This window comes from Acinetobacter sp. SW-226, assembly GCF_055632855.1.
In genome coordinates, this window is record NZ_CM145752.1 from 3,070,189 (window position 1) to 3,096,857 (window position 26,669).

At 42.2% G+C, this 26,669-nt stretch carries 29 protein-coding genes; 6 read left to right on the plus strand and 23 right to left on the minus strand.

The window, feature by feature from the left end; genetic code table 11:
• Window positions 1-67 precede the first annotated feature (67 nt).
• Complete coding sequence (gene pheS, locus ACZ8ZH_RS14590) at window positions 68-1,048, minus strand: phenylalanine--tRNA ligase subunit alpha (RefSeq protein WP_086209835.1); 981 nt, start codon at window positions 1,046-1,048, stop codon at window positions 68-70.
• A gap of 157 nt (window positions 1,049-1,205) precedes the next feature.
• Between pheS and ACZ8ZH_RS14595 the strand changes: the two genes are divergently transcribed.
• Window positions 1,206-2,222: a hypothetical protein gene (locus ACZ8ZH_RS14595; protein WP_119064927.1), complete on the plus strand. Its 1,017-nt coding sequence runs from the start codon at window positions 1,206-1,208 to the stop codon at window positions 2,220-2,222.
• Window positions 2,223-2,285: 63 nt separating this feature from the next.
• Here the strand turns inward: ACZ8ZH_RS14595 and ACZ8ZH_RS14600 are convergent, their stop codons facing one another.
• The 4 genes from ACZ8ZH_RS14600 to rpmI all read right to left on the minus strand — a co-directional run bounded on the left by ACZ8ZH_RS14600 (window position 2,286) and on the right by rpmI (window position 4,018).
• Window positions 2,286-2,498, minus strand: coding sequence for a KOW motif-containing protein (locus ACZ8ZH_RS14600; RefSeq protein WP_119064926.1), 213 nt, complete (start codon window positions 2,496-2,498; stop codon window positions 2,286-2,288).
• A 144-nt stretch (window positions 2,499-2,642) separates the two neighbouring features.
• Window positions 2,643-3,182 (minus strand): P-loop NTPase family protein, encoded by a 540-nt coding sequence (locus ACZ8ZH_RS14605; protein WP_119064925.1) that lies wholly within the window; start codon window positions 3,180-3,182, stop codon window positions 2,643-2,645.
• A gap of 270 nt (window positions 3,183-3,452) precedes the next feature.
• On the minus strand, window positions 3,453-3,812 hold the full coding sequence (gene rplT, locus ACZ8ZH_RS14610) for a 50S ribosomal protein L20 (protein WP_004692276.1): 360 nt from the start codon (window positions 3,810-3,812) through the stop codon (window positions 3,453-3,455).
• A gap of 11 nt (window positions 3,813-3,823) precedes the next feature.
• Window positions 3,824-4,018, minus strand: coding sequence for a 50S ribosomal protein L35 (gene rpmI, locus ACZ8ZH_RS14615; protein ID WP_004278281.1), 195 nt, complete (start codon window positions 4,016-4,018; stop codon window positions 3,824-3,826).
• 221 nt (window positions 4,019-4,239) lie between these two features.
• On the opposite strand from rpmI, the gene ACZ8ZH_RS14620 reads away from it, so the two are divergent.
• Both ACZ8ZH_RS14620 and ACZ8ZH_RS14625 read left to right on the plus strand, forming a co-directional pair.
• Window positions 4,240-5,493 (plus strand): MFS transporter, encoded by a 1,254-nt coding sequence (locus ACZ8ZH_RS14620; RefSeq protein ID WP_119064924.1) that lies wholly within the window; start codon window positions 4,240-4,242, stop codon window positions 5,491-5,493.
• A 105-nt stretch (window positions 5,494-5,598) separates the two neighbouring features.
• Complete coding sequence (locus ACZ8ZH_RS14625) at window positions 5,599-6,330, plus strand: TonB family protein (protein WP_119064922.1); 732 nt, start codon at window positions 5,599-5,601, stop codon at window positions 6,328-6,330.
• Between the two features lie 101 nt (window positions 6,331-6,431).
• Here ACZ8ZH_RS14625 and ACZ8ZH_RS14630 read toward each other — a convergent pair whose 3' ends face one another.
• From ACZ8ZH_RS14630 to ACZ8ZH_RS14640, 3 genes are all read right to left on the minus strand, one after another.
• On the minus strand, window positions 6,432-6,860 hold the full coding sequence (locus tag ACZ8ZH_RS14630; RefSeq protein ID WP_119064920.1) for a YqaA family protein: 429 nt from the start codon (window positions 6,858-6,860) through the stop codon (window positions 6,432-6,434).
• Between the two features lies 1 nt (window position 6,861).
• Complete coding sequence (locus tag ACZ8ZH_RS14635; RefSeq protein ID WP_119064938.1) at window positions 6,862-7,155, minus strand: hypothetical protein; 294 nt, start codon at window positions 7,153-7,155, stop codon at window positions 6,862-6,864.
• A gap of 114 nt (window positions 7,156-7,269) precedes the next feature.
• Complete coding sequence (locus ACZ8ZH_RS14640; RefSeq protein ID WP_110975526.1) at window positions 7,270-7,890, minus strand: glutathione binding-like protein; 621 nt, start codon at window positions 7,888-7,890, stop codon at window positions 7,270-7,272.
• Between the two features lie 119 nt (window positions 7,891-8,009).
• Between ACZ8ZH_RS14640 and ACZ8ZH_RS14645 the strand changes: the two genes are divergently transcribed.
• Window positions 8,010-8,648: a class I SAM-dependent methyltransferase gene (locus tag ACZ8ZH_RS14645; RefSeq protein WP_119064918.1), complete on the plus strand. Its 639-nt coding sequence runs from the start codon at window positions 8,010-8,012 to the stop codon at window positions 8,646-8,648.
• A gap of 89 nt (window positions 8,649-8,737) precedes the next feature.
• On the opposite strand, the gene infC is transcribed toward ACZ8ZH_RS14645, so the two are convergent.
• A complete protein-coding gene (gene infC, locus ACZ8ZH_RS14650; RefSeq protein WP_086209844.1) occupies window positions 8,738-9,289 on the minus strand; it encodes a translation initiation factor IF-3 in 552 nt (183 codons plus the stop codon).
• A 5-nt stretch (window positions 9,290-9,294) separates the two neighbouring features.
• Window positions 9,295-11,217 carry a threonine--tRNA ligase gene (gene thrS, locus ACZ8ZH_RS14655; protein WP_086209845.1) on the minus strand — a complete coding sequence of 641 codons (1,923 nt, stop codon included), beginning with the start codon at window positions 11,215-11,217 and terminating at the stop codon, window positions 9,295-9,297.
• 509 nt (window positions 11,218-11,726) lie between these two features.
• Between thrS and ACZ8ZH_RS14660 the strand changes: the two genes are divergently transcribed.
• Window positions 11,727-13,370, plus strand: coding sequence for an acyl-CoA synthetase (locus tag ACZ8ZH_RS14660; RefSeq protein ID WP_110975528.1), 1,644 nt, complete (start codon window positions 11,727-11,729; stop codon window positions 13,368-13,370).
• A 79-nt stretch (window positions 13,371-13,449) separates the two neighbouring features.
• On the opposite strand, the gene yjgA is transcribed toward ACZ8ZH_RS14660, so the two are convergent.
• The 9 genes from yjgA to mazG form a co-directional block, all read right to left on the minus strand.
• The gene (gene yjgA, locus ACZ8ZH_RS14665) at window positions 13,450-13,983 is read right to left on the minus strand and encodes a ribosome biogenesis factor YjgA (RefSeq protein WP_086209847.1); all 534 of its coding nucleotides are present in this window, start codon (window positions 13,981-13,983) and stop codon (window positions 13,450-13,452) included.
• A gap of 2 nt (window positions 13,984-13,985) precedes the next feature.
• On the minus strand, window positions 13,986-14,255 hold the full coding sequence (locus tag ACZ8ZH_RS14670; RefSeq protein WP_110975219.1) for an HPr family phosphocarrier protein: 270 nt from the start codon (window positions 14,253-14,255) through the stop codon (window positions 13,986-13,988).
• On the minus strand, window positions 14,252-15,103 hold the full coding sequence (gene rapZ / locus ACZ8ZH_RS14675) for an RNase adapter RapZ (RefSeq protein ID WP_086209849.1): 852 nt from the start codon (window positions 15,101-15,103) through the stop codon (window positions 14,252-14,254). The genes ACZ8ZH_RS14670 and rapZ overlap by 4 nt, the downstream gene beginning before the upstream one ends.
• Before the next feature lie 26 nt (window positions 15,104-15,129).
• Window positions 15,130-15,972, minus strand: a complete 843-nt coding sequence (panC, locus tag ACZ8ZH_RS14680; RefSeq protein WP_119064916.1) for a pantoate--beta-alanine ligase — start codon at window positions 15,970-15,972, stop codon at window positions 15,130-15,132.
• 3 nt (window positions 15,973-15,975) lie between these two features.
• Entirely contained in the window at window positions 15,976-16,785 is an 810-nt protein-coding gene (panB, locus tag ACZ8ZH_RS14685; RefSeq protein WP_086209851.1) for a 3-methyl-2-oxobutanoate hydroxymethyltransferase, read from the minus strand.
• Between the two features lie 4 nt (window positions 16,786-16,789).
• Window positions 16,790-17,311 carry a 2-amino-4-hydroxy-6-hydroxymethyldihydropteridine diphosphokinase gene (folK, locus tag ACZ8ZH_RS14690; RefSeq protein WP_086209852.1) on the minus strand — a complete coding sequence of 174 codons (522 nt, stop codon included), beginning with the start codon at window positions 17,309-17,311 and terminating at the stop codon, window positions 16,790-16,792.
• Entirely contained in the window at window positions 17,308-18,777 is a 1,470-nt protein-coding gene (gene pcnB / locus ACZ8ZH_RS14695; RefSeq protein ID WP_119064914.1) for a polynucleotide adenylyltransferase PcnB, read from the minus strand. The genes folK and pcnB overlap by 4 nt, the downstream gene beginning before the upstream one ends.
• A 137-nt stretch (window positions 18,778-18,914) precedes the next feature.
• Complete coding sequence (locus ACZ8ZH_RS14700) at window positions 18,915-19,313, minus strand: ComEA family DNA-binding protein (RefSeq protein ID WP_119064912.1); 399 nt, start codon at window positions 19,311-19,313, stop codon at window positions 18,915-18,917.
• 18 nt (window positions 19,314-19,331) lie between these two features.
• Window positions 19,332-20,093 carry a nucleoside triphosphate pyrophosphohydrolase gene (gene mazG / locus ACZ8ZH_RS14705; RefSeq protein WP_119064910.1) on the minus strand — a complete coding sequence of 254 codons (762 nt, stop codon included), beginning with the start codon at window positions 20,091-20,093 and terminating at the stop codon, window positions 19,332-19,334.
• Window positions 20,094-20,211: 118 nt separating this feature from the next.
• Here mazG and ACZ8ZH_RS14710 point away from each other — a divergent pair, with 118 nt between their 5' ends.
• Window positions 20,212-20,979: an SDR family oxidoreductase gene (locus ACZ8ZH_RS14710; RefSeq protein WP_086209856.1), complete on the plus strand. Its 768-nt coding sequence runs from the start codon at window positions 20,212-20,214 to the stop codon at window positions 20,977-20,979.
• 41 nt (window positions 20,980-21,020) lie between these two features.
• Here ACZ8ZH_RS14710 and ACZ8ZH_RS14715 read toward each other — a convergent pair whose 3' ends face one another.
• Genes ACZ8ZH_RS14715 through cysM form a run of 4 tightly spaced genes read right to left on the minus strand, consistent with a single transcriptional unit; the run spans window position 21,021 to window position 26,528 of the window.
• Window positions 21,021-23,327 (minus strand): RelA/SpoT family protein, encoded by a 2,307-nt coding sequence (locus tag ACZ8ZH_RS14715; RefSeq protein ID WP_086209857.1) that lies wholly within the window; start codon window positions 23,325-23,327, stop codon window positions 21,021-21,023.
• Between the two features lie 33 nt (window positions 23,328-23,360).
• On the minus strand, window positions 23,361-24,749 hold the full coding sequence (gene rlmD, locus ACZ8ZH_RS14720; protein WP_119064908.1) for a 23S rRNA (uracil(1939)-C(5))-methyltransferase RlmD: 1,389 nt from the start codon (window positions 24,747-24,749) through the stop codon (window positions 23,361-23,363).
• Window positions 24,750-24,755: 6 nt separating this feature from the next.
• Window positions 24,756-25,577, minus strand: coding sequence for a 3'-5' exonuclease (locus ACZ8ZH_RS14725; RefSeq protein WP_086209859.1), 822 nt, complete (start codon window positions 25,575-25,577; stop codon window positions 24,756-24,758).
• Window positions 25,578-25,598: 21 nt separating this feature from the next.
• Complete coding sequence (cysM, locus tag ACZ8ZH_RS14730) at window positions 25,599-26,528, minus strand: cysteine synthase CysM (protein WP_086209860.1); 930 nt, start codon at window positions 26,526-26,528, stop codon at window positions 25,599-25,601.
• Window positions 26,529-26,669: the final 141 nt, after the last annotated feature.

Sequence of the window (26,669 nt, forward strand, 5' to 3'; positions counted from 1 at the left end):
TTTCTTAAAGGGGGATTTAGGGGGGATTTCTATAAACCTTTAAATTGTTAAATTTGTATTTAAACCATTAAGCAAATTGGCGTAAGAAACGCACATCGTTTTGGTAGAACATACGTAAGTCATTGATGCCATAACGAAGCATCGCAAAACGTTCCACACCTAGACCAAAAGCAAAGCCTTTGTATTTTTCAGGATCAATACCCGCAGCTTGCAATACATTCGGATGCACCATGCCACAACCGAGTACTTCTAACCATTTACCACGCTCGTCCATAATGTCCACTTCAGCACTTGGCTCTGTGAATGGGAAATAAGATGGACGGAAACGTACTTTTAAGTCTTTTTCAAAGAATTCGTTTAATAGATTGACCAACAAACCTTTCAGTTCTGCAAAGCTGGTATTTTCAGCGACATACAAACCTTCAATTTGATGAAACATTGGCGAATGCGTTTGGTCAGAGTCACAGCGATATACACGGCCCGGACAAACAATACGAATCGGGGGTTGCTGGGTTTCCATAGTACGAATCTGCACACCCGAAGTATGGGTACGTAGCAAATGGGTCGCATCAAAATAGAAAGTGTCGTGCATTGCACGTGCAGGGTGATGCCCTGGAATATTTAAAGCTTCAAAGTTGTGATAGTCATCTTCAACTTCAGGACCAGTTTCAATCACAAAACCTGCTTTGGTAAAGAACTGACAAATACGCTCTTGCACTTGAGTGACCGGGTGAATACTCCCAATCGTTTGACCACGACCTGGTAGAGTAATATCAACCGTTTCACTTGCGAGTTTCTGCGCCAACGCAGCTTGTTGTAATTGTGTTTGGCGTTCAGTTAAAGCACTGGTAATCGCTTCGCGGACTGCATGAATTTGCGCACCAAAAACTTTACGCTCTTCAGGGTCCATTTTACCTAAAGCTTTCGATTGCTCAGCGAGCTGGCTTTTCTTACCCGTAAACTGCACTCGTACTTGATCGAGTGTAGCAAGGTCCTCTGCTGCTGCAATCGCAGCGAGCGCTTCAGTGGTCAGGGCTTCCAGTGACATAGTAACTCTCAAAGCAACAATTTATAAAATTAATAAAACCCCATATTCTATCAGTTTTTAAGCGTGTTGATGAAGCTCTACGATCAGGAAAATTTGTTTAGTACATGGTTTTATAATCAGGTTAAGATAGGGCCATCACAGAAGAGAACAACAAACGATGTCGCTTGATCCTATTTGGCAACAACAACTTACTTTAGTGACTTATGGCAATGAATATTTGCGTCACAACCTAAGTTTCCAACGTTGGTTAGAACACGCCATTTTTGACCGACATTGCTTTCAGTTTCGTGATCTGAATAGCCAACATTTACTGGCTCAGCATTTTCAAGTATGGCTTGAAGCCTTAAAAAAACAAGGGGTCAAACAACTCAGTCTACATAGTTCAACATTGCTAGCAGATGAAAAGAACCCCAATCCAAATATTGAACTGCTTGCTACACCACATATTATTGTGAGTCATCAAGCACAGCAAAAAACTGCTTGGATTTTCGGTAAAGAACTGGCTGAGTGGTACAGCGCCGAACAAGATTTTATAATTCCAAAAGCACAACAAAGCTCAATCCGTAGCGAAAATTTATGGCGTTTTGAACTGAATCATAAACTCAGCAAACGCATTGAAGCGGATTTACAAACGCCGAAATGGGATGAAATCGAAAACTTTACCGAACAAGAACTCTTTAGTGCGCCATTTGCGCAAGGTTTGGTCGAGCCTGATGCTGTAGACTTACCTTACTATGGACAACAAGATGCCATAGATGAAGCCCACCATCTCTCTCTTTTACCGACAGACTACGCTGCTGATTATGCACATCAAACGCTGTATCGTTTAGATGCCCTATCAGCATTGATCCAGACCAAGATTCAACATCCTTACAATGCAGAAGGCCAAGTCCTCACGCCAGATGAGCAATTGAACCTACGTCATTTTGAGCAAAAGATTGATGATTTAAAGACCAAGTTCATCGTAAAAGTAGCCAATCACTATCAAACCGCACAGCTAAGCCCCAAAAATACAACTACACCGCTTGATGCTCGCAATCATTCCGCAGCTAAATTAAGTCCGATAGAAACCAAACCTCATGAAACACAGCATAAATCTGGAAAAACTGGGGTGTTTGCTTTAATTGTGATTACACTTTTAATTTGTGTATTGGGCTATTACTTTGGGTTATAACCCTCGCTAATATAAAAAGCGCCAAACTTATCCGTGGGCGCTTTTTTATTTCACCACACTAAATCATGCTGTAATTAAATAATTAAAAGGCTGAATCTTAATTTGTATTTTATGTTCATCGGCATGTTGATTAATATAATGATTGACTGAAACCACCTTGCCTTCTAGCTCTGCATCAGGCCCATACATAATTTTGACCGACTCCCCTTTCCTTGGAACCATTTGTAACTCTACAGCAATACTGCCTTGTCCCATCCCTGTAATCTCTACAAGCATATCCTGATCCTTGTCTTATCAATCTTTTTATTTATTAGGCATCTATCACATTTCAGATTAAAGCAGATTTATGTAACCAAAGTTCAGCTATGGTTTTACATATAAGGCTTCATTTTTTCATGTTTCATAAATTTAAGCTGTACTCTACTCAACCACCAATTGATCTAAAAAGTTTTTCACCTGTTTAGGTGTCTTTAAATGAATCCACTTTATATGCTGATATTCGGGCATCTGCATCATGTTTAAATATTTTTTTCTATTTTTAGCATGGGTTTTCACCATCCACCAAATGATTGAATCCCGACCAAACATACGCAAGAGGCTTTCACGATTATTGGAGTTTTCCCATAAATCTTGTTGCGCCCATGCACGTTGAACAGCACGTTTCACAGAACGATACAGATTGACTGGAAATGGTAAGTCCAACCAAATAACCGTATCAATTTCCACCCATTTCACAGGAATGGCTCGGGTATAGTTACCATCAATGACATAACCTTGTGTCGCGTTTTGTGTTTCAGACTCAATTTTGGCAAAAAATACTTCATCTGGACATTCCTGCCAATCATCCAACCAAAATAAGTTATCTAATTCAATATAATGCAAGCCTAGCTTCTCAGCCAAAGCTCTGGAAAAGGTCGATTTGCCCGTGGCTGATGTACCAACTACGTTTATTCTTTTCATTGTTGTATCCAATTCCAATCCAAGCTTTTTCGCTATACATCATCATGGTTGTATCACACGCTAATGTCTAGTCTATGATTTGCTTTGATGCATCCCGCTCAAATCACATAATCATAATATCCAACGCTCACCCGCCTGATGGAATATTTTTAGTTTTTGATGAATACCTATAACGCTCTAATTTTGAAACATCAAAACTCTCAATGGGATTAAAAGAATAGGCAATAAAAAAGACCGCTAAAAAGCGGTCTTTTTTTAAGTCTTAAAGACTTATGCAGCTAATGCATCTTTAGCTTTAGAAGCTAAAGCAGCAAATGCAACTGCGTCATGCATAGCGATGTCAGCAAGTACGCGACGGTCGATAATCACTTGAGCTTTTTTCAAGCCAGCGATCATACGGCTGTACGATAAACCATTTAGACGAGCACCAGCATTAATACGCGCAATCCATAGAGCACGGAATTGACGTTTTTTCTGACGACGGTCACGGTAAGCGTATTGACCCGCTTTGATTACTGCTTGGAACGCTACGCGATATACGCGTGAACGAGCGCCGTAGTAACCTTTAGCACGAGCAAGAATTTTTTTATGACGGCGATGAGCCTGTACACCACGTTTTACACGAGCCATTTATAATCTCCTTAGATGTATGGGCACATACGACGAACTGAAGCAACGTCACTCACGTGAACCATTACACAGCCGCGTAATTGACGAATACGCTTAGCAGATTTTTTGGTCAAAATGTGGCGTTTGAACGCTTGTTTACGCTTGAAACCGTTTGCAGTCGCTTTGAAACGCTTAGCTGCACCACGGCGAGTTTTCATCTTAGGCATAACAACCTCTTTTGAACACCTGTTCGGAACGTTTGCACCATTGCAAAACGACCTGCAGGTAAGGGAGCGAATATTCTAATCGAACTTTGTCTAAAACAAAAGCAAATAATCAACAATAAAAGCAAGCTTAGTCTATTTCCCGATAAGCTTTAAGCGATGAATTTATAAACACACGCACATCCAAGCCGTATAATGCCTCATCCATCTAATATTGTATCCTTATGAACGTCAAACAGGATGCGTTTGCTGCGCTCCGCTATCGAGACTTCTCGATTGTTACACTCAATCAATTTTGCCTGACGCTTGCCATTTTAATTCAGGAAATTATTGTGGCGTACTCCTTGTACACCCTCACTAAAGATCCACTGACTCTAGGTTTAATTGGTTTAGCAGAAGCAATCCCCTTTATTGCGCTCTCCTTATGGGGCGGCTATTTTGCCGATCGCTTTAATAAGCAAACCATCATGAAAATCTGCTTATTCTGTGCCATTCCACTACCCTTGGTTTTATGGGGGTTATTTCATGCTTATAGCTTAAAGCAAATTGAACTCTCCACCCTGTCATGGGGTGTTTATGCCGTGATCTTTGGTCTAGGAACGATTCGAGGTTTCTATAATCCATCTGCAACATCACTCAAACCCTTTTTAATTCCACGAGACATTTATGCCAACGGCGCCACATGGACCACCATTGGTTGGCAAAGTGGGGTGATTATTGGCCCGATGCTGGGTGGGTTGATGTTGGCTTTTTTAGGTCGTGAAACCAGTTTAATCAGTGTAGCAGTGCTACTTGGTCTGTGCTTTTTACTCGTCAATCTTTTAAGTAAACGCACGTTTCCTAAAATTGAAACAGAACATGTGCTGCAAAGCCTAGGTGAAGGCTTTCGCTTTATTGCTAAAACTAAAATCGTCCTCTGGGCCATCTCACTCGACTTAGTCTCGGTACTGTTCGGTGGTGTGATTGCTTTACTCCCGATCTTTGCTGAAGATATTTTAAAAATTGGTCCAGAAGGATTAGGCTATTTACGTGCAGCACCATCAATTGGTGCGCTTATCACCATGATTGCGCTGACTCGTTTTCCACCCACCCGACATGCTTGGCGCAATATGCTACTTGCTGTTGCAGGTTTTGGGCTATTTACATTTTTGTTTGCTTACTCAAACTACTTATGGCTGTCTTTGTTTGCTCTGGCTATGACAGGGGCTTGCGACAGTATTTCAGTGGTAATCCGTCAGACCATTTTACAAATCTATCCTCCTGAGAATATGCGAGGTCGTGTTGCGGCAGTAAACAGTATGTTTGTATCGAGTAGTAATGAATTAGGGGCATTTGAGTCAGGTCTTGCAGCTAAATATTTAGGTCCTGTGATTGCAACAGTTTTTGGCGGCAGCATGACCTTATTGGTGGTCGCACTGAGTTGGGCTAAAACCAAAGACTTATTTGGCGTCGACATTACTCAAGCCGAGCAGAAATAGTTTTTAATTTAACAATATAACTTGCGAGTCTTTTCAATTCAGGAAATACTCGCAACCATTATTTAAGTCATACGCACTGGATGCGTTATAAAAGAAATTGATCATATGAAACCACTCTTATTGCTTGCATTATCAACATTGCCCGTTCATTTAAGCCATGCAGCTCAGCCACCATTAGAACTCACCATTCAAAAAAGTTCAGCTCAATCAGCACATTTGACCACGCGTATTCAATGGGTCGATTTTCCCAAACCCCAATATAAAAATAGCGATTTAAATCAGCAAAATCGTGCAGCGATTATTCGTATCTATGCAGATGAAACAGGCGATGTGACCAAAGCCACCGTACAGGAAAGTACTGGGCTCAAAGCTTTGGATGAAAAGTTGGTGAATGCTGTGCTTCAAGCCAAAGTAAAACCTTTTGTTGAAGATGATACTGCTTCTGCCGTCATTGGTTATCAAGTTTTTAATTTAAAACTAACGCCAGATGACGCCGAAGCATGTAACTACACCTTTGACTCTAAGAACTGGCTTGCGCAACAACAGCAACAAAAAGTGCCTTTTCAATATCAAACTCAACCCATGCTTGGATTAGATTCAACACAGTTAAATGGTCATGACCGTCAAGTTAAATTTAGCTTCAAAACAGATAAACAAGGCAACGTGAAAAAGCCCAAGATTACTAAAGGCTCTGGCATTTATGAGCTTGATCAGCAGGTTTTACACGCCGTTGCCAACAGTAAAGTCAGTGTTAAACGTACCGCAAGTACGCTTTGGCTTTATAAAAAATCTAAATTTAAAGATGTGATTGAATTTGACCTTGAGTCTTGTCACTAAAATCTAAAAGGACACGAGTTTTCGATAGCTCGTGTCCTGACTTATTACAAACCTAAAAACCATTAAAAATCTGTTGGTCAATGACAGCATTTGAAGACCGATTAGAATTGACTAAACATCCAATACACAAAAAGATAACGCCCTATTTTCGCAATGCTCACCATCAATAAGAAACGAACAAAGTTTTCTTTGAGCAATCCTGCAATCAGAGTAATCGGATCACCAATGATGGGCACCCAACTGAGCAATAAAGACCAAAAACCATATTTTTGATAAATGCCCTGTGCCTGCAACATCTTTTGCTCTGAGACTGGAAACCATTTTTTGTTTTTGTATTGCTCAACTTTAAGACCCAGCCACCAATTGACACAACTACCTAGAACATTGCCTAAACTGGCGACAGCCACTAGTAACCACACTGGATACTGCGTCTGAGTCAACACCCCCACCAAGACTGCCTCTGACTGTAACGGTAGCAGTGTCGCAGCTCCAAAAGCAGAAAGGAAAAGCAGTCCTAAGGTCCACATCATTTTATGATTTTAAACCCAGTTTTTTCTTGGTTGAGTTATAGGTGTAGCCTGACCAGACCAATGTTAAAATCAACAAAAACCAACGTGACCATGAATACTTATCGGCAATCGGTTCAATTGCAGCACGGAGTACCGCCTGATCTTTGGTATTGAGCAGTTCAATGATTTTTTGAATGTGTACCGCTTCAGCTACAAAAAGCATCAAACATCCCGCAATCCCCAAAATAATACTGAGATAGATTTTAGGATTCGCTTCAATAATGCGGGTTAAATTGAGGAAAAACTCTTTTTTCATTACGCTGATGTCCAAACAACCTTCAACAAAAAAGCCACCCATCGGTGGCTTTAAAGAATGGCTTATACCTTGAAGGCACTAAGCTTAACACAATTCAAGTCATTACTTTTGTACCTAATTAACTCGAATCGCCAGTGCTCGTTGTACTGCAGGGCGTGCTTGAATACGCTCCATATAAGCTTTGACATTAGGATAATCATTTAAATCAATTTGTTGCCATTCATAACGCAAAATCCATGGGAAAATAGCCATGTCTGCAATTGAATACTCTCCTGCCACATAATCTTGCCCAAAAAGTTGCTTGTCTAATACAGCATATAGACGTTTGGTTTCATTAACATAGCGTTCAGTTGCATAGGCAATACGTTCAGGAGCAAATTTACTAAAATGATGGTTCTGTCCAAGCATAGGGCCAAAACCACCCATTTGCCACATTAACCACTGCTCAACTTCAACACGGAACTGCTCATCCCGTGGATAAAACTGCCCTGTTTTACGCCCTAAATACTGCAGAATTGCTCCTGACTCAAACACCGAAATAGCTTCACCTTTGGGGCCATCTTGATCCACAATCGCAGGAATTTTATTGTTAGGTGAAATACGAAGAAAATCAGGTTGAAATTGGTCATTTTCTAAAATATTAATGGGAAAGACTTGATACTCCAAGCCCATTTCTTCTAATGCGATGCTAATTTTATGTCCGTTGGGTGTTCCCCAATAGTACAAATCAATCATTCTTATTTCCTAAGTTTATTCGCTTATTTTGGATACACGATATCATAATTAAACGTGATTATTTTTATGTAATTTTATATATTATTTAGCACATATTTGAATAAAAACCACCCAACAAAATGAATAAAATCATTGATATTCCAAGCCCGATCAATTTAAAAGACCCGCTTGAAGCGACTCAATGGGCAAAAGAAGCGAATATTAAACGTCCTTACCGGTTGGAGTTCTTCAAACACTATATTTCACAAATTCTAAGTCACCCAAAGCCTGATGTTCGTATTTTAGAACTAGGTTCAGGGCCAGGTTTCTTGGCGTATGAACTTCTAGATAGACGCCCCAATATCAATTATACCGCCGTCGATTTTTCAGTAGCCATGCATAGCTTAGCCAAACAACGTTTAGCTACTATTGCTTATACGTCTGTAGATTTCATCATCGCTGATTTTAAACAGCAGGACTGGTATACCGCCCTTCTTAATCAACGCTTCGATTATGTTGTCATTCATCAGGCTTTACATGAACTTCGCCATAAAGCATATACCAACGATTTTCATAAAAGCATTGCGCAACATGTAATTCAGCCTAATGGTACATATTTCATCACTGACCATCTTGCTGAACCCGATGGACAGATGGGTAATCGAGAATTATATATGAATAAACATGAACACATTGAGAGCCTAAAGAATAGTGGCTTTGGTAATGTTGAAATTGCACTTGAAATAGATGGCTTATGTGCTTTTCAAGTTACTTTATAGCTAGATTAGATACAGTTTATTAAAAATGGTTCATCGTTAGGTAATAAAAAAGCACTGCATAGGCAGTGCTTTTTTTAATCAATAGATTATTACTTTTTCTTTTTAGGACCAAGCAACATACCCATTTGACGACCTTCCATTTTCGGTGCTTGTTCTACAACACCCACTTCAACCACATCTGCTTCAACTTTTTGTAATTGAGCCAAACCAAGTTGTTGGTGTGCCATTTCACGACCACGGAAACGAAGGGTAATTTTTACTTTGTTGCCTTCTTCAAGGAACTTAGTGATTGCACGTAGTTTTACGTTGTAATCACCAACATCAGTACCCGGGCGGAGTTTGATTTCTTTCACCTGTACTTGATGCTGTTTTTTCTTCGCTTCTTTCTGCTTTTGCTTTAGATCAAACAAATGCTTGTTGAAGTCCATGATTTTACAAACAGGCGGTTCAGCGTTGGCTACGATCTCAACAAGATCAAGCTCAACACTTTCAGCAGCGCGTAATGCTTCTGCCAAGCTAACAATACCTTTTTGCTCACCATTTTCGTCTACAAGACGGACTTCTTTCGCACGAATTTCATCATTCAACGCAGGACGGTTTGATTTGTTACCGCCCTGTTGATTACGGTCAGGCTGTTTAATCGCTGTTACTCCACAATGTACCGGCCGCGTTCGGCAACGGCTGCTTTTACTAAGTCAACGAAAGCGTCGATTGACATAGTACCCAAATTTTTCCCAGAGCGGGTACGGACATTTACTGTACCTTCCTCTACCTCACGGTCCCCAAGTACCAGTAAGTAAGGAATACGCTCTAATGTACGTTCACGAATCTTAAAGCCGATTTTCTCATTTCTCAAGTCTGAAATCGCACGGAGACCGTTTTCTTTAAGTTTAGCGACGACTGACTCACATGCTTCCGCTTGTGAATCGGTAATGTTCATCACACATGCTTGGATTGGTGTCAACCAAGGTGGCATAAAGCCCGCATAGTGTTCGATTAGTATACCAATAAAACGTTCAAAACTGCCAAGAATTGCACGGTGCAACATCACAGGCTGATCACGATCATTGTCTTCAGTGACATATGACGCATCTAAACGTTCTGGCAGATTGAAGTCACATTGGATTGTACCACATTGCCATACACGGCCTAAGCAGTCTTTCAGTGAGAATTCAATTTTCGGACCATAGAATGCGCCTTCACCCGGTTGAAGTTCCCACTCCAAACCAGCAGCATCTAAAGCATCTGCTAAAGATTTTTCAGCCATATCCCAAAGTGCATCATCCCCGACACGTTTTTCCGGACGAGTAGATAACTTCATCTGCACTTCTTCAAAACCAAAATCTTTATAAACATCTAAAGTCAGTTTAATAAAGTCTGCCACTTCAGGCCCAATTTGTTCTTTGGTACAGAAAATGTGTGCATCGTCTTGAGTAAAGCCACGAACACGCATAATCCCGTGCAATGAACCCGATGGTTCGTTACGGTGACATGAACCAAATTCAGCTAAGCGAATTGGTAAATCACGGTAAGATTTCAAACCTTGGTTGAACACTTGCACGTGACATGGGCAGTTCATTGGCTTCACTGCATAGTTACGACTTTCAGAATGCGTCGTAAACATGTTGTCTGCATAGTTTGCAGCATGGCCTGATTTTTCCCACAGCGTAAAGTCTACGATTTGTGGTGTTTTAATCTCAAGATAACCATTGTCTTGCTGCACTTTACGCATGTATTGTTCAAGTACTTGGTAAATCGTCCAACCATTTGGATGCCAGAACACCATACCCGGTGCTTCTTCTTGCATATGGAACAGGTCTAAAGCTTTACCGATTTTACGGTGATCACGCTTTTCAGCTTCTTCAATACGTTTGATATAAGCCGCAAGCTGTTTCTTGTCTGCCCACGCTGTACCATAAATACGTTGAAGTTGTTCATTCTTCGCATCACCACGCCAGTAAGCGCCTGAAATTTTAGTCAGCTTGAACGATTTTAAGAATTTAGTATTTGGTACGTGCGGACCGCGGCACATATCCAAATAATCTTGATGGTAGTACAAGCCCATTTGTGTTTCTTCAGGCATGTCCGCGATCAAGCGTAATTTATACTCTTCACCACGTGCAGTGAATTCTGCAATCACTTCGTCACGTGGGGTCATTTTTTTGATGACATCATAATCTTGGTCGATGAGCTTTTTCATACGCTCTTCGATGGCCGCCATATCATCTAAAGTAAATGGACGTGGCATCCAAATGTCATAGTAGAAACCTTCTTCAATGACAGGACCAATCACCATTTTCGCTTCAGGGAACAATTGCTTAACCGCATGCCCCACCAAGTGAGCGCAAGAGTGACGAATAATTTCGACCCCTTCTTCGTCTTTAGGCGTAATAATTTGAAGGCTTGCATCCGTGGTAATCAGATCAGATGCATCGACTAAACGACCATCGACTTTTCCTGCAACTGTATTTTTAGCAAGACCTGGACCGATGCTCAGTGCAACGTCCATCACAGATACGGCTTGATCAAATTGTTTTTGATCGCCATTTGGCAAAGTGATAATTGGCATAAAAAATCCTTAAGGAGTGATGCCCCGTACCATGGAGCATGTCACCGCGAGATTATGATCGAGGTAAAACCTCAAAAGATAAAAACGGTGGATAAATAAAATCAGTCGAATTTTACACGTGTTATCCACAGGATTAAACCTTTTCGCCTAGAAAATTCGCTTTTCGGCGCATTTTGAATTCATTTGCCAGTCCATCACATCCCTCAAATAAGGGATTTGCTGTTGAACCTGCATATCACCACAAGGCTCAGAATAACGATTGCATCTATTTTTATTAAAAAATACCGTAACACAAGGAGACACAAACCGATCAAAAAGCAAGCTAAAATCGAACTACAAATGGATCAATTCCGTAAAATTAATACATTCAGTTTAGATAAACTAAACAAAAAAGTTCAATAAATTCACCTAAAAAGAACAACTCGACTAAAGCATAAATGCAAGATGGCTTGAAAATGCATATCTTTTAAGCAATGGAAAAAATAATACCAAATTCAGGAGTGATCAACATGGTGAGTGCTTATGATGAGTTACCAAGAACCCCCGCAAACTTTGTGGCTTTGTCACCATTACGTTATTTAGAACGAGCTGCTTATATTTACCCTCATCAAGATGCCATCATTCATGGGCACCGCCATATTTCATGGCGTGAAACTTACCTTCGCTGCCGCCAATTTGCCTCACAGTTACAAAAATTGGGAATCACAAAAAACGATACTGTCTCTGTTTTGCTGCCCAATGTCCCTGCAATGATCGAAGCACATTTTGCAGTCCCAATGGCAGGTGCTGTGCTCAACACATTGAACACGCGCTTAGATGCCAAAACCATCGCATTTATGCTTGATCATGCAGAAACCAAAGTCTTATTGGTGGATCCAGAGTTTGCATCGGTTGCACAAGAAGCCTTGGCTTTGGTCGGACGCGATATTTTCGTGATTGATGTAGATGATGCTGAGTACGAGAACTGTTTTGCAGCTCCGATTGGTCAGATTGAATATGAAGACTGGTTAACTGAAGGCGATGAAAACTTTGAATGGCATTTACCTCAAGATGAATGGGATGCCATCAGCCTTAACTACACCTCTGGCACCACAGGCAACCCCAAAGGCGTGGTTTATCACCACCGTGGCGCTTATATCAATGCGGCCAGTAACATCATTGCTTGCGGCATGACACCACGTGCGACCTATTTGTGGACCTTACCTTTATTCCACTGTAACGGCTGGTGCTTTGCATGGACCATGGCAGCCAATGGGGGCACCAATATCTGCCTGCGTAAAATTGATCCTGAACTCATTTTCAAATTGATCGCTGAGCATAAAGTCGATTATTTCTGTGGTGCGCCAATTGTGTTATCCATGCTGATCAATACCCCTGAAGAGCAACGGGTTCACTTTGAACACCGCGTTGAAGTAATGGTGGCAGGTGCTGCGCCTCCTGCTGCAATCATTGAAGGCATGCGCCATATTGGTATCAATGTCACTCATGTCTATGGACTGACTGAAACCTATGGGCCTTCTGCGTTGTGTGCCTCTCAAGCGGGTTGGTCAGACTTATCTATTCAGGAACAAGCACAGCTGCACTCACGCCAAGGTGTACCTTACCCACTGCAAGATGGTATGAAAGTGCTGGATCCAGACACGATGCAACCTGTACCGCATGACGGTCAAACTATGGGTGAAATTATGTTCCGAGGTAACATTGTGATGAAAGGTTATCTCAAAAACCCTGAAGCCACGGCAGAAGCCTTTGCTGGTGGTTGGTTCCATACAGGCGATCTTGCCGTTTGCCAACCTGATGGTTATGCCAAAATTACTGATCGCTCTAAAGATGTCATCATTTCTGGAGGCGAGAATATTTCATCACTCGAAGTGGAAGAAATTCTGTATCAACACCCTGCTATTTTAACGGCTGCAGTGGTCGCGAAACCCGATCCACGTTGGCAAGAAGTACCCTGTGCATTTATTGAACTCAAAGCAGGTAAGGAAACCACACCTGAGGAAATCATTGAGTTTTGTAAGCAACATCTGGCACGTTTTAAAGTCCCGAAAGATGTGGTGATTACTGAAATTCCAAAAACCTCGACAGGCAAGTTACAAAAATTTGTCTTGCGCGATTGGGCGAAAGAGCGTGCAATGGGTGAGTTTAGCTAAACATTCAGCAGTCTGCACAAGCAAAAATCCTCACATAAAAAAAGCGACCTTAAAGGTCGCCTTTTTACATCTAAATGGCTTAATTATCTGAAATTAAAGCCACTTGCTGAATGTAATTAAACAACTTTAAACGTGAAGCTTTAAGCTGTTCTTCATCCGCCTGTTGTTTCATATCACGGTGAATACGCAAAACATGTTGGCGAATGGTATGACGCTCAGCTGCATTATAGGTTTTGGAAAACTCATTAATCACAGGGTCACCATCTTTGATCATACGATCAACCCAACGTAGCAATTGAGCGGTTTTTTTCGCGCCTTGTTGCGGTGTCAAATAAGACAAAATCACTGTTTCGTCTTCATTACGCAGCAACTTGCCAATGCGTAAAAATTGGCGACGACGAGCTTCATTTGATGTAATCAGTTTCACATCCAAAAGTGCTTCAATCAAACGCTCTTCAACAGGTAAGTTTTGAATTTGTTTAGTGTTCAACTCTGCCAGTTGCGCACCCAAAGACGCCATACGTTGTACGGCTTTTTTCTGTTCGGTTTTACTTGCACGTCCTTCTAAAGATTCAAAGTCTTCTTCAGTAAAACTATGCGGTCGACGTGCCACGATTAATCTGCCTCGTAAAATTTTGCTGCAAAAAGTGCCTGAATTTCAGATAAAGCTTGTTCTTCATCTGCACCATCAAGCACTAAACGTAAAGTGGTGCCCTTCCCTGCGCCTAGCATCAGAAGGGACATAATATTTTTGGCATCCACCAATTTGTCTGCTTTCCCAATTTGGATAGAAGAACGGAATTTTGTGGTCACTTCAATGAGCTTGCCAGATGCACGCGCATGTAACCCTAGTTTATTAATTACGTCAACAGTTGTGTCAATCATGACCAGTGCTTCATTTCTCGATGGAGGACCTGAACAGACCATTTTGCCTCAAGAGCTTTTTTTAGTCTATCCACAATATATACAGAACGATGCTGCCCGCCCGTACAACCAATAGACACAGTCATATAATGACGATGCCCCTCAGCAAAAGCAGGTAACCATTTATCTAAAAACTTATAAATATCTTGGAACATTTCATGCGTTTGCCCACTTTGCTCCAAAAACTGTTGCACGGATGCGTCTAGCCCAGAGTGCTTACGCAGTTCCAAATCCCAGTGTGGATTGGGTAAATGGCGTACATCAAAAACATAGTCTGCATCCAGTGGAATACCATGTTTAAAGCCAAAAGACTGTAAAATCAGGATCAGATTATCTGACTGTCCTAACTTTGAGAGTAAGGTGTGCTTTAAATCGTGCACACTTTTATCGGTGGTATCAATATGCACGGTAGAGCGCAAATTAATCGGTAATAAAAGTGTTTTCTCTTCCTGAATACACTGATTCAGGCTTTGAAAGCGCGTTGCTAATGGATGTGGACGACGTGAAGCACTAAAACGTGCAATCAATTCTTGGTCACGTGTGGTCAAATAAATAATATCGACCGTACCATGTCTTTGCAATTGTTCAAACACCAAGTCAAATTCTTGCAAATCTGCACGGGTACTGCGGACATCCACGCCCAAGGCTAATTGTTCAAGATTATTTTCTCGATCCAGTTTCGCCACGATTTCAGGAAGTAAAGCCAAAGGCAAATTATCAATACAGTAATAACCTAGATCTTCCAATACTTGTAATGCAGAGGATTTACCTGAACCAGACTGTCCTGTAACAATTAAAATGCGCTTCATCTTAATCCTTTGTCATCAAACCCGAACTAAATGTGTTTCACTTTCAAGTTATCAATTAAACGTGTTACACCAAGCTTTGCCGCAACAAACAACACTACATCTTGATCAAACGCGTCTACTTTTTGTAAAGCTGGGGTACGTGCTTCCACATAATCCACAACAAAACCCGCTTGTGTCAATGTCGCCTTTATATTTGTTAACACATCAGCTAAAGCGATACCCGTTTGTAGTGATTGCTCCGCTGCTTTTAAGCTTTGATAAATGCTTGGTGCTTTTTGGCGATTTTCTTCACTTAAGTATCCATTACGTGAACTCAAAGCCAAGCCATCTTCTGCTCGTGCAATCGGAACGCCAATCACTTCAAGTGGCATATTTAGATCACGGACAAACTGACGAATCACCGCCAGCTGTTGGTAGTCTTTTTCACCAAAGAAGGCAAAATTTGGTTGCACAATATTGAACAGTTTTGTCACCACCACCGCTACACCATCAAAATGTCCTGGGCGTTGTAAACCACACAAATCATTGGTGATATCAGATACAGTAATATTGGTCAAACGTGGATTTTTACCATACATTTGTTCAACCGATGGTGCAAAAACGATGTCACACCCTACATCAGCCAACAAACGCTGATCTTGCTCTAAGGTACGTGGATAGCTATCAAAATCTTCATTTGGACCAAATTGAATCGGGTTCACAAAAATACTGACCACAACCACATCACAAAGCTTTTTGGCTTCACGTACAAGGTTTAAATGCCCTTGGTGCAAGTTCCCCATGGTCGGTACGAAACCAATACTCTTTCGAGCCGTTCGCGCAGGGTTCAATGATGCTGAGAGGCCTTGGATCGTGGTTTCAGTTTTCATGTTTTACAGCTCGACTTGAAATGTTTGTTCTTTAGCTGGGAATGAACGATCTAGTACTGCTGTATGGTATGCCTTGAATGCATCCAAAATCGCAGTTTCCCCTGCTTGTTCTTTCATAAAGTTACGTACAAATTTTGCAACACGACCAAAAGTCAGTCCAAGCATGTCTTGTACCACCAAGACTTGACCATCGGTATCCACACCTGCGCCAATGCCAATAACGGGTACATGCGGGAACAACTCACTAATTTCTTTACCGAGCTGTGCAGGCACACATTCCAATAACAACATTGCAGCACCCGCATCCACAACCGCCTGACAGTCGGCAATCAACTGGTCTGCGGCTTCACGTGTGCGCGCTTGTAATTTATAACCGCCTAGCACATGAACAGACTGTGGGGTTAAGCCCAAGTGTACACATACAGGAATACCATTTCGTGTCAAAACCTGAACTGTTTCAGCAAGCCATGCACCGCCTTCGACTTTGACCATTTGCGCACCTGCCTGCATCACAACTTTTGAGCTTTGCAGAGCATCATTTAAAGTGGCATAGCTCATAAAGGGCAAGTCTGTCAAAATGAAAGCATGTTGATTACCACGACATACTGCTGCTGTATGGTAAGCCATATCCTCAACCGTAACAGGCAAAGTGGAATCACGACCTTGAATGGCCATCCCTAGAGAGTCGCCAATTAAAATAGTATCAATTTCAGCTAGTTGCATTGCTTTTGCCATACTTGCATCATAGCAAGTTAGGCAGGAAAATTTGCGACCTTCTGCTTTAAATTTTCTTAAGTCATTTAAACTAATCATCAAACTATTCCTTTTCAACATTTTGAGCATTGCTCAATTCAATCGCGGCCCAATTACCTGCATCAAGCACACTTAATGTCGCTTGTTGTACAACAGGCAACTGCTTCAACGCAATACCATCAATGTGTAAATCAGGATCTAAATCCAACAGTGGGATAAGCACAAAATCACGCTCCATTACCCCTACATGTGGCACAGTTAAACGTTCATGCTGAATTTTTTCTTCGGCATAAAGCAGTAAATCTAAATCTAAAGTGCGTTCACCCCAATGGCGTAAACGTACACGTCCTGACTCTTGTTCAAAACGTTGTAGCTCATCCAGCAACGCCAAAGGTGCTAAATCTGTACTGAGTTGTAATACGGCGTTTAAATAGTTGGGCTGATCTTGCGGTCCCATCGGTGGACTTTGATATAACTTGGAGATCTTCACGTCCCCGAGACTGGCCAACTTATGCACTGCTTCAGTTAAAATCAATTTAGAGTCGCCTAAATTGCTCCCTAAACCGATGTACGTAATGATGCTCATTGTGTTGGCCCAAAAATGACGCTGCTCAAGTCACGCTTCACACGCTTGCGTTTTAAAATTGGATGATCTAAACCTATTTCCGCAGAGCCAGTTGTAGTCACCGCGCCCACTTGAGATCGAACTTCAGACTGCTGTTTGGTCTTACGCGTGCGACGACTGCGTGGTTCTTGTTCTTTTACCAGAGGCTCTATTTCATGGCTTACTGTTTTAGCAACAGCAGCTTCTTCAGCACTTGCTTTGCCACTGCGACGTGCTTTTGCACGTTGGCGATTATATTGACTAATGGCACGCTCTTTTTCATCGGTGCTCATTAATTGATATGCATCCCACCATTGACCCATACCTTGCGTACTATCATCGCCCGATTTTTCACGCAGCAATAAAAAGTCAAAGCCTGCACGGAAACGTGCATGGGTTGATAATGCTTGAATTTGCTGTGCTTTCGGGTTAAGTAAACGCGTTTGCATTTCCCACACTTCACGAATAAACGTTTCAGCAAAGCGCGGAATAATCGTCCGAGTGGCTTGGCGTTTTAATACATCAAGTCCCGCTTGTGCACGAGCTTCAGCAGCAACCACACCTTTACTGCTATAAAACTCACAACGCTCTAGGAACGGTTTCCAGAGCAACACCGCATAGAAAAAGGCAGGGTTAATGGTTTTGCCGACTTGAATACGCTGATCCGTATTTTTAGCCGCACGCTCAATAAATGGGCTGATATTCGGCTGAATGTCCGCAAATAGTTGTTTCCAAATTCCGAAGTCAATCAGCATTGGCAATACACGATTCAGATGACCCATTGTAAACAGCTTCTGAGATTCATCATACAGGCGGTGCGGAGAAACATCGCGAAGCAGTTGTGTCATTTCAAGACTGAAAACATCTAAAATTTTCTGATCAATTGAAAAACCTAATTTTGCAGCAAAACGTAAAGTACGCAACATGCGCACAGGATCTTCTTCAAAACGCGTTTGCGCATCACCCAATAGACGTAATGTTTTATCTTTAATATCGTCTACGGCATGACAAAAATCCAATACAATGCCCTTGCGTGGCTGATAGTACATTGCATTAATTGAAAAATCACGACGCGCAAAGTCTTGCTCAATCGTTCCCCAATTGTTATCACGCAAAATCATGCCTTGCGCTGAGGTGACTTCTTTCTTCGGCGGTGCACGGAAAGTTGCAACTTCAACCAACTCACGACCTGAATAGACATGAGCCAACTCAAAACGGCGCCCGATAATACGGCAACGTCGTCCGAAAACTTCTTTTACCTGTGACGGTGTTGCATTGGTCACTGCATCAAAATCTTTAGGATTTAGGCCAAGCATCATGTCGCGGACACCGCCTCCGACGATATAAGCCTCATAGCCAGCCTTAGTTAATGCATCGATCACATCTAAAATGTAAGAAGGTAATTGAGCGGTTGATAAACCACATTTTGACGCGCGCAAAGTTTGCAAAAGCCGCTGTCTCCTACGCCTAAACGTAAAATTCTAAGATGACGCTAATGATATCTCTAACACAATCAAAGGGCAATTTGATTCTCGAAAGCAAAACAGAATTCTGAGCAATTCATGAAGAAAAGTATTCCATTTGACTATAAACTCAAACGTGCTTTATTTTTCTGAAAAATGGCAGGTCCAATCCCTGTCACCTGCTGTAATTCATCTATGGATTTGAATGCACCCTGTTTCTGTCGATAGGCTACAATTGCTTGGGCTTTCTTTAGACCTACACCCTGAAGCTGTTGTAATTGTTCAACACTGGCTTGGTTTAAACTTATTTTATCCGCATCAGTTACAGACTGAGGCTGAACTGGAGACACAGCACGTTTCACGCTCTTGGGCACTTGAATACGATCATCCCACGCTTGCTGTTCAGCTTTCCAGCTCAGGTAGTTCTGATCAAAAGACTGCGCATAACTGGTCGGCACCCAAGCCAATAAACTCAGTAATAACAAAGCAATGATCAATAAACTTACTTTTATTTTTATCAATTCAAACCACCATTTTTATTATTTCAATTGTAATTTGGCTTGCTCCCACAGATGATCCATTTCAGCTAAAGACATGTGCTCAATATTTTTGTTTTGTTGCAAAGCTTGATCTTCAATGAAAGCAAAACGAGTCCGAAATTTATGAATCGTACTCAAAAGCGATATTTCGCTTGAGACGCCCAGTTTACGTCCAACATTGATCATTGAAAATAAACAATCGCCAAATTCATCTGCTATTTCATCGGAATTTTGCTGCTGAACCGCATGTTTCAATTCAGCTAATTCTTCTTCAAGCTTGGCATAAGCACCTGCCACATCAGGAAAGTCAAAACCGATCTGTGCTACATTTTTTTGAATGTGTTCCGCCTGCTGTAAGGCAGGCCCGTGTTTGATACTGTCAAGTCTAGACTGTGCCTTACCTTGCTTTTCCTGTTGTTTAATTTGCTTCCAAAGTTCGCCCACCTCTTCAGCAGACAACGCCGAAAACTGCTGTGCTTGAAAAACATGGGGATGACGACGAATCAACTTTTCGGTGATGGCATGCACCACATCTTGAAAATTAAAAGCCCCTTGCTCAGCATACATCTGCGACTGGAACACCACCTGTAGCAGTAAATCGCCTAACTCATCACGTACTTCATCAGCCTCACCTGAACGCACGGCATCTTCAACCTCATAAGCTTCTTCAATGGCATAGCGGGTTAAACTTTCTGGGGTTTGCTGTTGATCCCATGGACATTTTTCACGTAACTCACGCATCACGTTCAGCAATTGTTCCATGTTTATCTCTCTTCAAAAATCATATTGATAATAATTACATTATGACGGCATACATTTGTTATGCTCAATCCAATCACAACAATAACATTAAGAAAAAGAGCAACAAGGAGCAGTTTCAATGCGCAGTATTTTGATTAGTGGTGCAGCTCAAGGGATTGGTGCAGCCATCGCCCGCTTATTTTATACACATCATTACAAAGTAGGGATTTATGACATCAATAGCGCTCAAGCCGAACAGCTGGCAGCGAGCCTCGGCCCAAATGCCAAAGCAGGACAGCTCGATGTTTCCAACTATCAAGACTGGCAAACGGCTTTAGCCGAGTTTGTCACATGGGCAGGCGAGCTCAATGTCTTGGTCAATAATGCAGGAATTCTATTCTCAGGGCCTTTTGAACAAACAGAGATCGGCGCACATCACAAAACCATGTCGATTAATGTCAATGGCGTACTGAATGGCTGCCACGCTGCATTGCCCTATCTCAAACAAGCAAATTTTGCTCGTGTCATCAACCTTTCATCGGCTTCAGCCATCTATGGTCAAGCTGATTTGGTCTCGTACTCTGCCAGCAAGTTTGCAGTACGCGGTATCACCGAAGGCTTAGATACCGAATGGCAAAAATATGGCATTCGCGTGCTCGATGTCATGCCACTATTTGTACAAACTGCTATGGTGCAGGATATGCAAGCGAAGAGTATTCAAAACATGGGAGTACACTTAACTGCGGAAGATGTAGCACAACACGTTTTTCAACGCGCTGTTGAAAAAGATACGGCTTTAACTCCAACCCATCAAGCCGTGGGCGCTAAAGCCAAGCTTTTATTTCAACTGAGTAAAATCAGTCCCCAATGTCTGAATCGCCTGACCAACTTATATCTTTCTAAATAAAAAAAGAGCCTGCAATTGCAGGCTCTTTCTTTTCAATTCGCTTAGTTACCTTGCACCAAACGACGCGCACTAATGATGCCCGGTTGTTGCTCTAACCGCGCCAACAGTTTCGATAGTTGCGATAAGCCTTTGACCTCAATCAACAATTTCATATTGGCAATACCATCTGCTTCAGAAATCGTATTAACCTGACGAATATTGATTTGGTCAGAAAAAATCACTTGGGTCAAATCTTTGAGCAAACCACGGCGATCATAAGCTTCCACCACAATTTGCACACTCTGACCACGTGTTGGCTGCATTTCCCAATCGGCTTCTACTGCACGTTCAGGTTCATTTTGAATCATGCGCAAGTAATCTGGACATGCAATTTTATGAATGCTCACCCCACGATTCAAGGTGATATAACCTGCAATCGACTCGCCATGCACAGGCTGACAGCATTGAGCTACATGCAGCTCAACGTTATCCAAACCATCAATCAGAATGCCATGTGCTGACAAAGTATGGCTAGCACGTGGGTTCAAGGTCGGCTTCAGCACCAGCTCAGGTTCATCCTGATCCAAATGCATATGACGATTCACCTGATTAATCAGCGCATGTAGACTAATATCACCATTCACCAGTGCAATCAGGATGTCTTCACCCGCTTTGACATTGAAATGATTGCAGTAATCATTTAAATCAATACTTTTCGGATGAATCGCTAAACGTGAAAGCTCTTTATTGAGTAGCTCACGGCCTACTTCCAAGTTTTTACTACGATCTTGTTGGCGGAACCAATGACGCAACTTGTCACGCGCACGTGCCGTCTTGATATAACCTAAAGAGTTCACCAACCAATCGCGGTTTGGCTCACGGTCTTTCTTGGTTAAAATCTCAACTTGCTCGCCCGTTTTTAAGGTATAAGTCAGCGGAACATAGCGCTGATTCACCCGTGCGGCATAGCATTTGTTACCAACTTGGGTGTGTACATGATAAGCAAAGTCAAGCACGGTCGAACCACGTGGAAGTTCTTTGATATCGCCATCACGACTAAAGACGTAAATCTTCTCAAAATCTTCAAAATCCTGAATTTGTTCAAAATTTTCAGAATCATCATCTGACTTATGTACATTGGCATCATTCCGTTCTTGATAATGCTCAAGCACTGCACGCAATGAATGTAAACGGTGGTTAAAAGAGCGGTCGGTATTCTTGCCGCCTTCTTTATAATTAAAGTGTGAACATACCCCTAGCTCAGCTTCTTCATGCATATTTTTGGTACGAATTTGTACTTCAAGTGATTTGTTTTCCGCAATCACAGCGGTATGCAATGAACGATAACCATTGGCTTTCGGGTTGGTAATATAATCGTCAAATTGATGCGGAATATGACGCCAAATTTGATGTACGATCCCCAAAGAGTGATAACATTCAGGGACTGTCTTCACCAAAACCCTGACGGCACGTATGTCATAAAGCTGATCGAAACTCAGGTTCTTACTTTTCATTTTTCGATAAATCGAATAAATGTGTTTCACCCGACCACTGATTTCAGCCTCTATACCATGTTCAGCCAAAGCTTCACGCAACTTATCTATGACAAACTGGATATACTGCTCACGCTCCAGTCGCTTCTCATTCAGTAGCGTCGCAATTTCTTTATAACGATCAGGTGCTAAATAGCGAAAGGCCAGATCTTCAAGTTCCCACTTTAACTGCGCAATCCCTAAACGGTGTGCTAGTGGTGAGTAAATGGTTAAGATCTCGCGTGCTACACGCTCTTGACGTTCTTTAGAAGAAGTCGCCAATTCACGCAGTGCATAGGTTCGCTCTGCCAGTTTGATCAATACAACACGTACGTCTTCGGTCACAGAAATCAACATTTTATAAATGCCGTTTAAGTGCTCGCGCTGGTTGTTATTAAAATGATCTTCGAGGCGTTTATTCTGCTCGATGAGATCAGACAACTTCCCCATGGACAAAGTGCCTTTGACCAAGGCATGTACTTGTTCACCAAAGTGCTCTTGCACTTCTGCCAAAGGAATGACCCCTTCACGTACACCACGATAGAGCATCGCAGCAGCTAAAGTATCTTCATCGACATGCAAATGGGCCAGAATATCCGCCATCTCAATACCTGTATAAAAGATATTGGAACGGTGGTTTACTGTGGTTTCTAACTCTTTTTGTAAAGTCAAATTGGCAACTTCTTCGAGTTGCTCAAGCTTCGCATCATCTAATATGCTTCGAACACGATCTAACCATTCAGCCAAATCATGTTGAGCTTGTTCGGCATGCTCTACAGTCGCCTCCTGAGACAACTCATTAAGTCGCCCAGGTAGTTGCTCACGTACTGTGACCATACCCATCTCCTACATTTTTACGCTTCATATTCTTTAATCGTTTATCTCATTATCTTTTTCAAACAATGCTATCGACTCAACATGACCAGTGTGCGTAAACATGTCCATCACACCAGCTTTAACCAACCGATAACCCTGCTGTACCAACAGCCCCGCATCCCTTGCGAGTGTCGCTGGATTACACGACACGTAAACGATTCTTTTTGCACCAAAGTTAGGCATATAATGCATTATTTCCTCTGCGCCTGCACGTGGAGGATCTATCAATAATGCATCAAATCCTTGATTTGCCCAAGAATGATGCGAAAAATCTTTTGTTAAATCTTGTGAAAAGAACTTCAACTGACTCAATGCATTGTACTTTGCATTTTCCGCACCACGCTGAACCATCTCCTCACTACCTTCAACCGCAATCACCTCTCCCATCGCACCAACACATCGAGCCAAAGGCAAAGAGAAATTACCTAAACCACAGAACAAATCGAGCACACGCTCTCCTTGTTGTAATTCTAGCAAGTCACATGCCAATTTCACCATTTGTGGGTTGATGGTTGAGTTGACTTGAGTAAAGTCCTGAGGATTAAAACCAAATTCCACATCAAAATCAGTTAAACGATAATGTAAACGCATCGCTGCATGTTCATCATCGACACGCTTTAAACTTTCTGGGCCCTCAGCCTGTAAATACAACTGCCACCCTTTGTCTAACGCAAATTGTTTTAATCGGTTGACATCCTCTAGGTTTAATTTTTCAGTATGTCGTACCGTAAGGGCAATATCACTATCCCCCATCGCTAATTCTATATGACCAATCGCGGCTTTGACTGTTAGACTTTGGAGTAACTGCTTCAGTCGTGTGATCGAACCAAACGCTTGATCCAACACCAAACAGCGGTCAATTGAAGTCAGTTTATTGGTTTGGCGCTCGCGAAAACCGACCACCAACTTATCTTTATTGGGAATATAGCGCACCCCAATGCGTGCTTTACGGCGGTAGTCTTCACGTAAAGAGCGCAAAGGTGGCAACCATTCTTCAGGTTGAATACCTGCAAAATGCTGCAAATGCGATTGCAGTACATTTTGCTTTAAACGAATTTGCTCATCGGGATGAATGTGCTGCATATTACAGCCACCACAGCTTTTAAAATGCAGACACTTTGGTTCGACACGAAAAGCAGAAGCTTCACTGAGGAGTTGAACAGCATCGGCTTCCTCTAAACGCTTTACCGCGTGGGTAATCTGCGCTTTCACCGTTTCCCCAGGCAGAGCATAGCTAATAAAGACTTTTTTGCCATGCTTTTCTACAGGATGATCAGGATGTGAACCATAGTGTGCTATACCACGCCCTTCATGCGAAAGAGACTCAACCTGAAAGATATAACTCGGCTGTTGAGTGGGACGAGGTTTGGCTCTATGTTTCATGTGTACCTAAATATGGGAAGAAGAAAAATCAGCAGCGGTAAAAGCTGTATGTTGCGAGGTCTCACGCCACACCGTTAAGAAATCTTGATGCTGTGGCTGGGTTTGTAAAAACTGAATGGTTTGGTGAACCAAATGACGATGGTCTTGCGTCAACAACTGCCCTTTGAGCAAGAGCCAACGCAAATATACCAGCCATGTATTCAGCACATCACCTTCACAATAACTAGTGAGTTTAAGCCATTCCTGCGCCCGAACATATTCAGGCACATGATAAGCCCCATCGCCTCGTTTGCCAGGATAACCCAACAAATGTGCAACATCATCCAGTTTTTGGAAATGACGTCCATTAAACATTGCCATCACATCCATAAGGTCGATGTGGCGCTGATGATAACGGTTCTGATAGTTATTATAGCGCTTTTGTGTGTCAATTTCGCCCTGATCGAACAAAGCAGGTGCAGTTAAACCATGATACATGGCACGAAGCATGATCACTGGTAAGTCGAACTGCGCACCATTCCAGCTCACTAAAGTTGGTAAGCGCTTATCAAATATAGATAAAAACTTACTCAGAATTTCTGCTTCAGAGTATTGTTCGCGACTAAAAGAAAAGAGTTTCATCTGGCCTTGATCATCCAACCACAAGCCTGAAATACACACAATTTCATGCAAAGCCAAACGTTGAAAATCCATGCCTGACTCTTGGCGACGCAATTTGGTCAGTGCAGCCTCCAAATCAGCCTCAGGCAAATCCAAACCATATAAATGCGCCCCAGATCTCAAATCAGTCATGGTTTCAATATCAAAGGTGAGCACAGGTAGGCGCATATATCAGACTCTATTTTCGTTTTATTCAGGATCAACCACAGAGAAAAGTCCCGTCGATAAATAACGGTCACCACGGTCACAAATAATGCATGCAATGATAGCACCAGGGTTTTCTTCAGCAATTTTAATTGATGCCCACACCGCACCACCTGAAGAAGTTCCTGCGCTAATGCCTTCTTTTTGTGCCAATTTACGCATGGTTTTTTCTGCTTCAATTTGCGGAATATCAATAATCTGATCAATCCGACTGCGGTCAAAAATCGTCGGCAAATATTCTTCAGGCCAACGGCGAATCCCCGCAATACTTGAACCATCCGATGGCTGTAAGCCAATAATTTGAATCTCAGGGTTCATCTCTTTGAGGTATTTCGATACGCCCATGATGGTACCTGTCGTGCCCATTGAACTGACAAAGTGAGTAATTTTCCCACCTGTTTGCTGCCAAATTTCAGGCCCTGTCGTTAAATAATGCGCTTCAACATTGTCAGGATTACCAAACTGGTTGAGTACAAGCCCTTTGCCTTCCTCTTGCATTTGCAACGCTAAATCACGTGCACCTTCCATGCCCTGCTCTTTCGTCACTTCAATCAGCTCAGCGCCATAAGCACGCATTGCATCTTTACGCTCTTGGCTCATGTTATTTGGCATGATCAGTTTCATTTGATAGCCACGCATCGCGGCAACCATCGCCAGTGCAATGCCTGTATTTCCACTGGTCGCTTCAATCAAGGTATCGCCTGGCTGAATTTGCCCACGCTTTTCCGCTTGCATAATCATGTTATATGCGGGACGGTCTTTAACAGAACCTGCAGGGTTGTTGCCTTCTAACTTTGCCAATACTGTTGCTTGAGTATGACGAGCCAAACGCTGTAAACGCACCAGTGGAGTTTTTCCAACATAGTGATCTAACAAAAATTCGTCTGCTTGAAAATCAGTGGATGTAGTACTCATTGTTTGCACCTTGATCGAGGTGCGCCTATTGTATGGAAAAATGCCTGCCCCTGCACCCATTTAGCGTGCTTTTTCGTGAAAGTGATTAAAGCACCGTCGATTTTTTACAAAGCATGCTACACTTCAAAGCATAGGGAATAA

Coding starts and splice junctions, on each gene's coding strand:
- pheS (WP_086209835.1), bottom strand. CDS start 1,048: ATGTCACTGGAAGCCCTGACCACTGAAGCGCTCGCTGCGATTGCAGCA.
- ACZ8ZH_RS14595 (WP_119064927.1), top strand. CDS start 1,206: ATGTCGCTTGATCCTATTTGGCAACAACAACTTACTTTAGTGACTTAT.
- ACZ8ZH_RS14600 (WP_119064926.1), bottom strand. CDS start 2,498: ATGCTTGTAGAGATTACAGGGATGGGACAAGGCAGTATTGCTGTAGAG.
- ACZ8ZH_RS14605 (WP_119064925.1), bottom strand. CDS start 3,182: ATGAAAAGAATAAACGTAGTTGGTACATCAGCCACGGGCAAATCGACC.
- rplT (WP_004692276.1), bottom strand. CDS start 3,812: ATGGCTCGTGTAAAACGTGGTGTACAGGCTCATCGCCGTCATAAAAAA.
- rpmI (WP_004278281.1), bottom strand. CDS start 4,018: ATGCCTAAGATGAAAACTCGCCGTGGTGCAGCTAAGCGTTTCAAAGCG.
- ACZ8ZH_RS14620 (WP_119064924.1), top strand. CDS start 4,240: ATGAACGTCAAACAGGATGCGTTTGCTGCGCTCCGCTATCGAGACTTC.
- ACZ8ZH_RS14625 (WP_119064922.1), top strand. CDS start 5,599: ATGAAACCACTCTTATTGCTTGCATTATCAACATTGCCCGTTCATTTA.
- ACZ8ZH_RS14630 (WP_119064920.1), bottom strand. CDS start 6,860: ATGATGTGGACCTTAGGACTGCTTTTCCTTTCTGCTTTTGGAGCTGCG.
- ACZ8ZH_RS14635 (WP_119064938.1), bottom strand. CDS start 7,155: ATGAAAAAAGAGTTTTTCCTCAATTTAACCCGCATTATTGAAGCGAAT.
- ACZ8ZH_RS14640 (WP_110975526.1), bottom strand. CDS start 7,890: ATGATTGATTTGTACTATTGGGGAACACCCAACGGACATAAAATTAGC.
- ACZ8ZH_RS14645 (WP_119064918.1), top strand. CDS start 8,010: ATGAATAAAATCATTGATATTCCAAGCCCGATCAATTTAAAAGACCCG.
- thrS (WP_086209845.1), bottom strand. CDS start 11,217: ATGCCAATTATCACTTTGCCAAATGGCGATCAAAAACAATTTGATCAA.
- ACZ8ZH_RS14660 (WP_110975528.1), top strand. CDS start 11,727: ATGGTGAGTGCTTATGATGAGTTACCAAGAACCCCCGCAAACTTTGTG.
- ACZ8ZH_RS14670 (WP_110975219.1), bottom strand. CDS start 14,255: ATGATTGACACAACTGTTGACGTAATTAATAAACTAGGGTTACATGCG.
- rapZ (WP_086209849.1), bottom strand. CDS start 15,103: ATGAAGCGCATTTTAATTGTTACAGGACAGTCTGGTTCAGGTAAATCC.
- panC (WP_119064916.1), bottom strand. CDS start 15,972: ATGAAAACTGAAACCACGATCCAAGGCCTCTCAGCATCATTGAACCCT.
- panB (WP_086209851.1), bottom strand. CDS start 16,785: ATGATTAGTTTAAATGACTTAAGAAAATTTAAAGCAGAAGGTCGCAAA.
- folK (WP_086209852.1), bottom strand. CDS start 17,311: ATGAGCATCATTACGTACATCGGTTTAGGGAGCAATTTAGGCGACTCT.
- mazG (WP_119064910.1), bottom strand. CDS start 20,093: ATGGAACAATTGCTGAACGTGATGCGTGAGTTACGTGAAAAATGTCCA.
- ACZ8ZH_RS14710 (WP_086209856.1), top strand. CDS start 20,212: ATGCGCAGTATTTTGATTAGTGGTGCAGCTCAAGGGATTGGTGCAGCC.
- ACZ8ZH_RS14715 (WP_086209857.1), bottom strand. CDS start 23,327: ATGGTCACAGTACGTGAGCAACTACCTGGGCGACTTAATGAGTTGTCT.
- rlmD (WP_119064908.1), bottom strand. CDS start 24,749: ATGAAACATAGAGCCAAACCTCGTCCCACTCAACAGCCGAGTTATATC.
- ACZ8ZH_RS14725 (WP_086209859.1), bottom strand. CDS start 25,577: ATGCGCCTACCTGTGCTCACCTTTGATATTGAAACCATGACTGATTTG.
- cysM (WP_086209860.1), bottom strand. CDS start 26,528: ATGAGTACTACATCCACTGATTTTCAAGCAGACGAATTTTTGTTAGAT.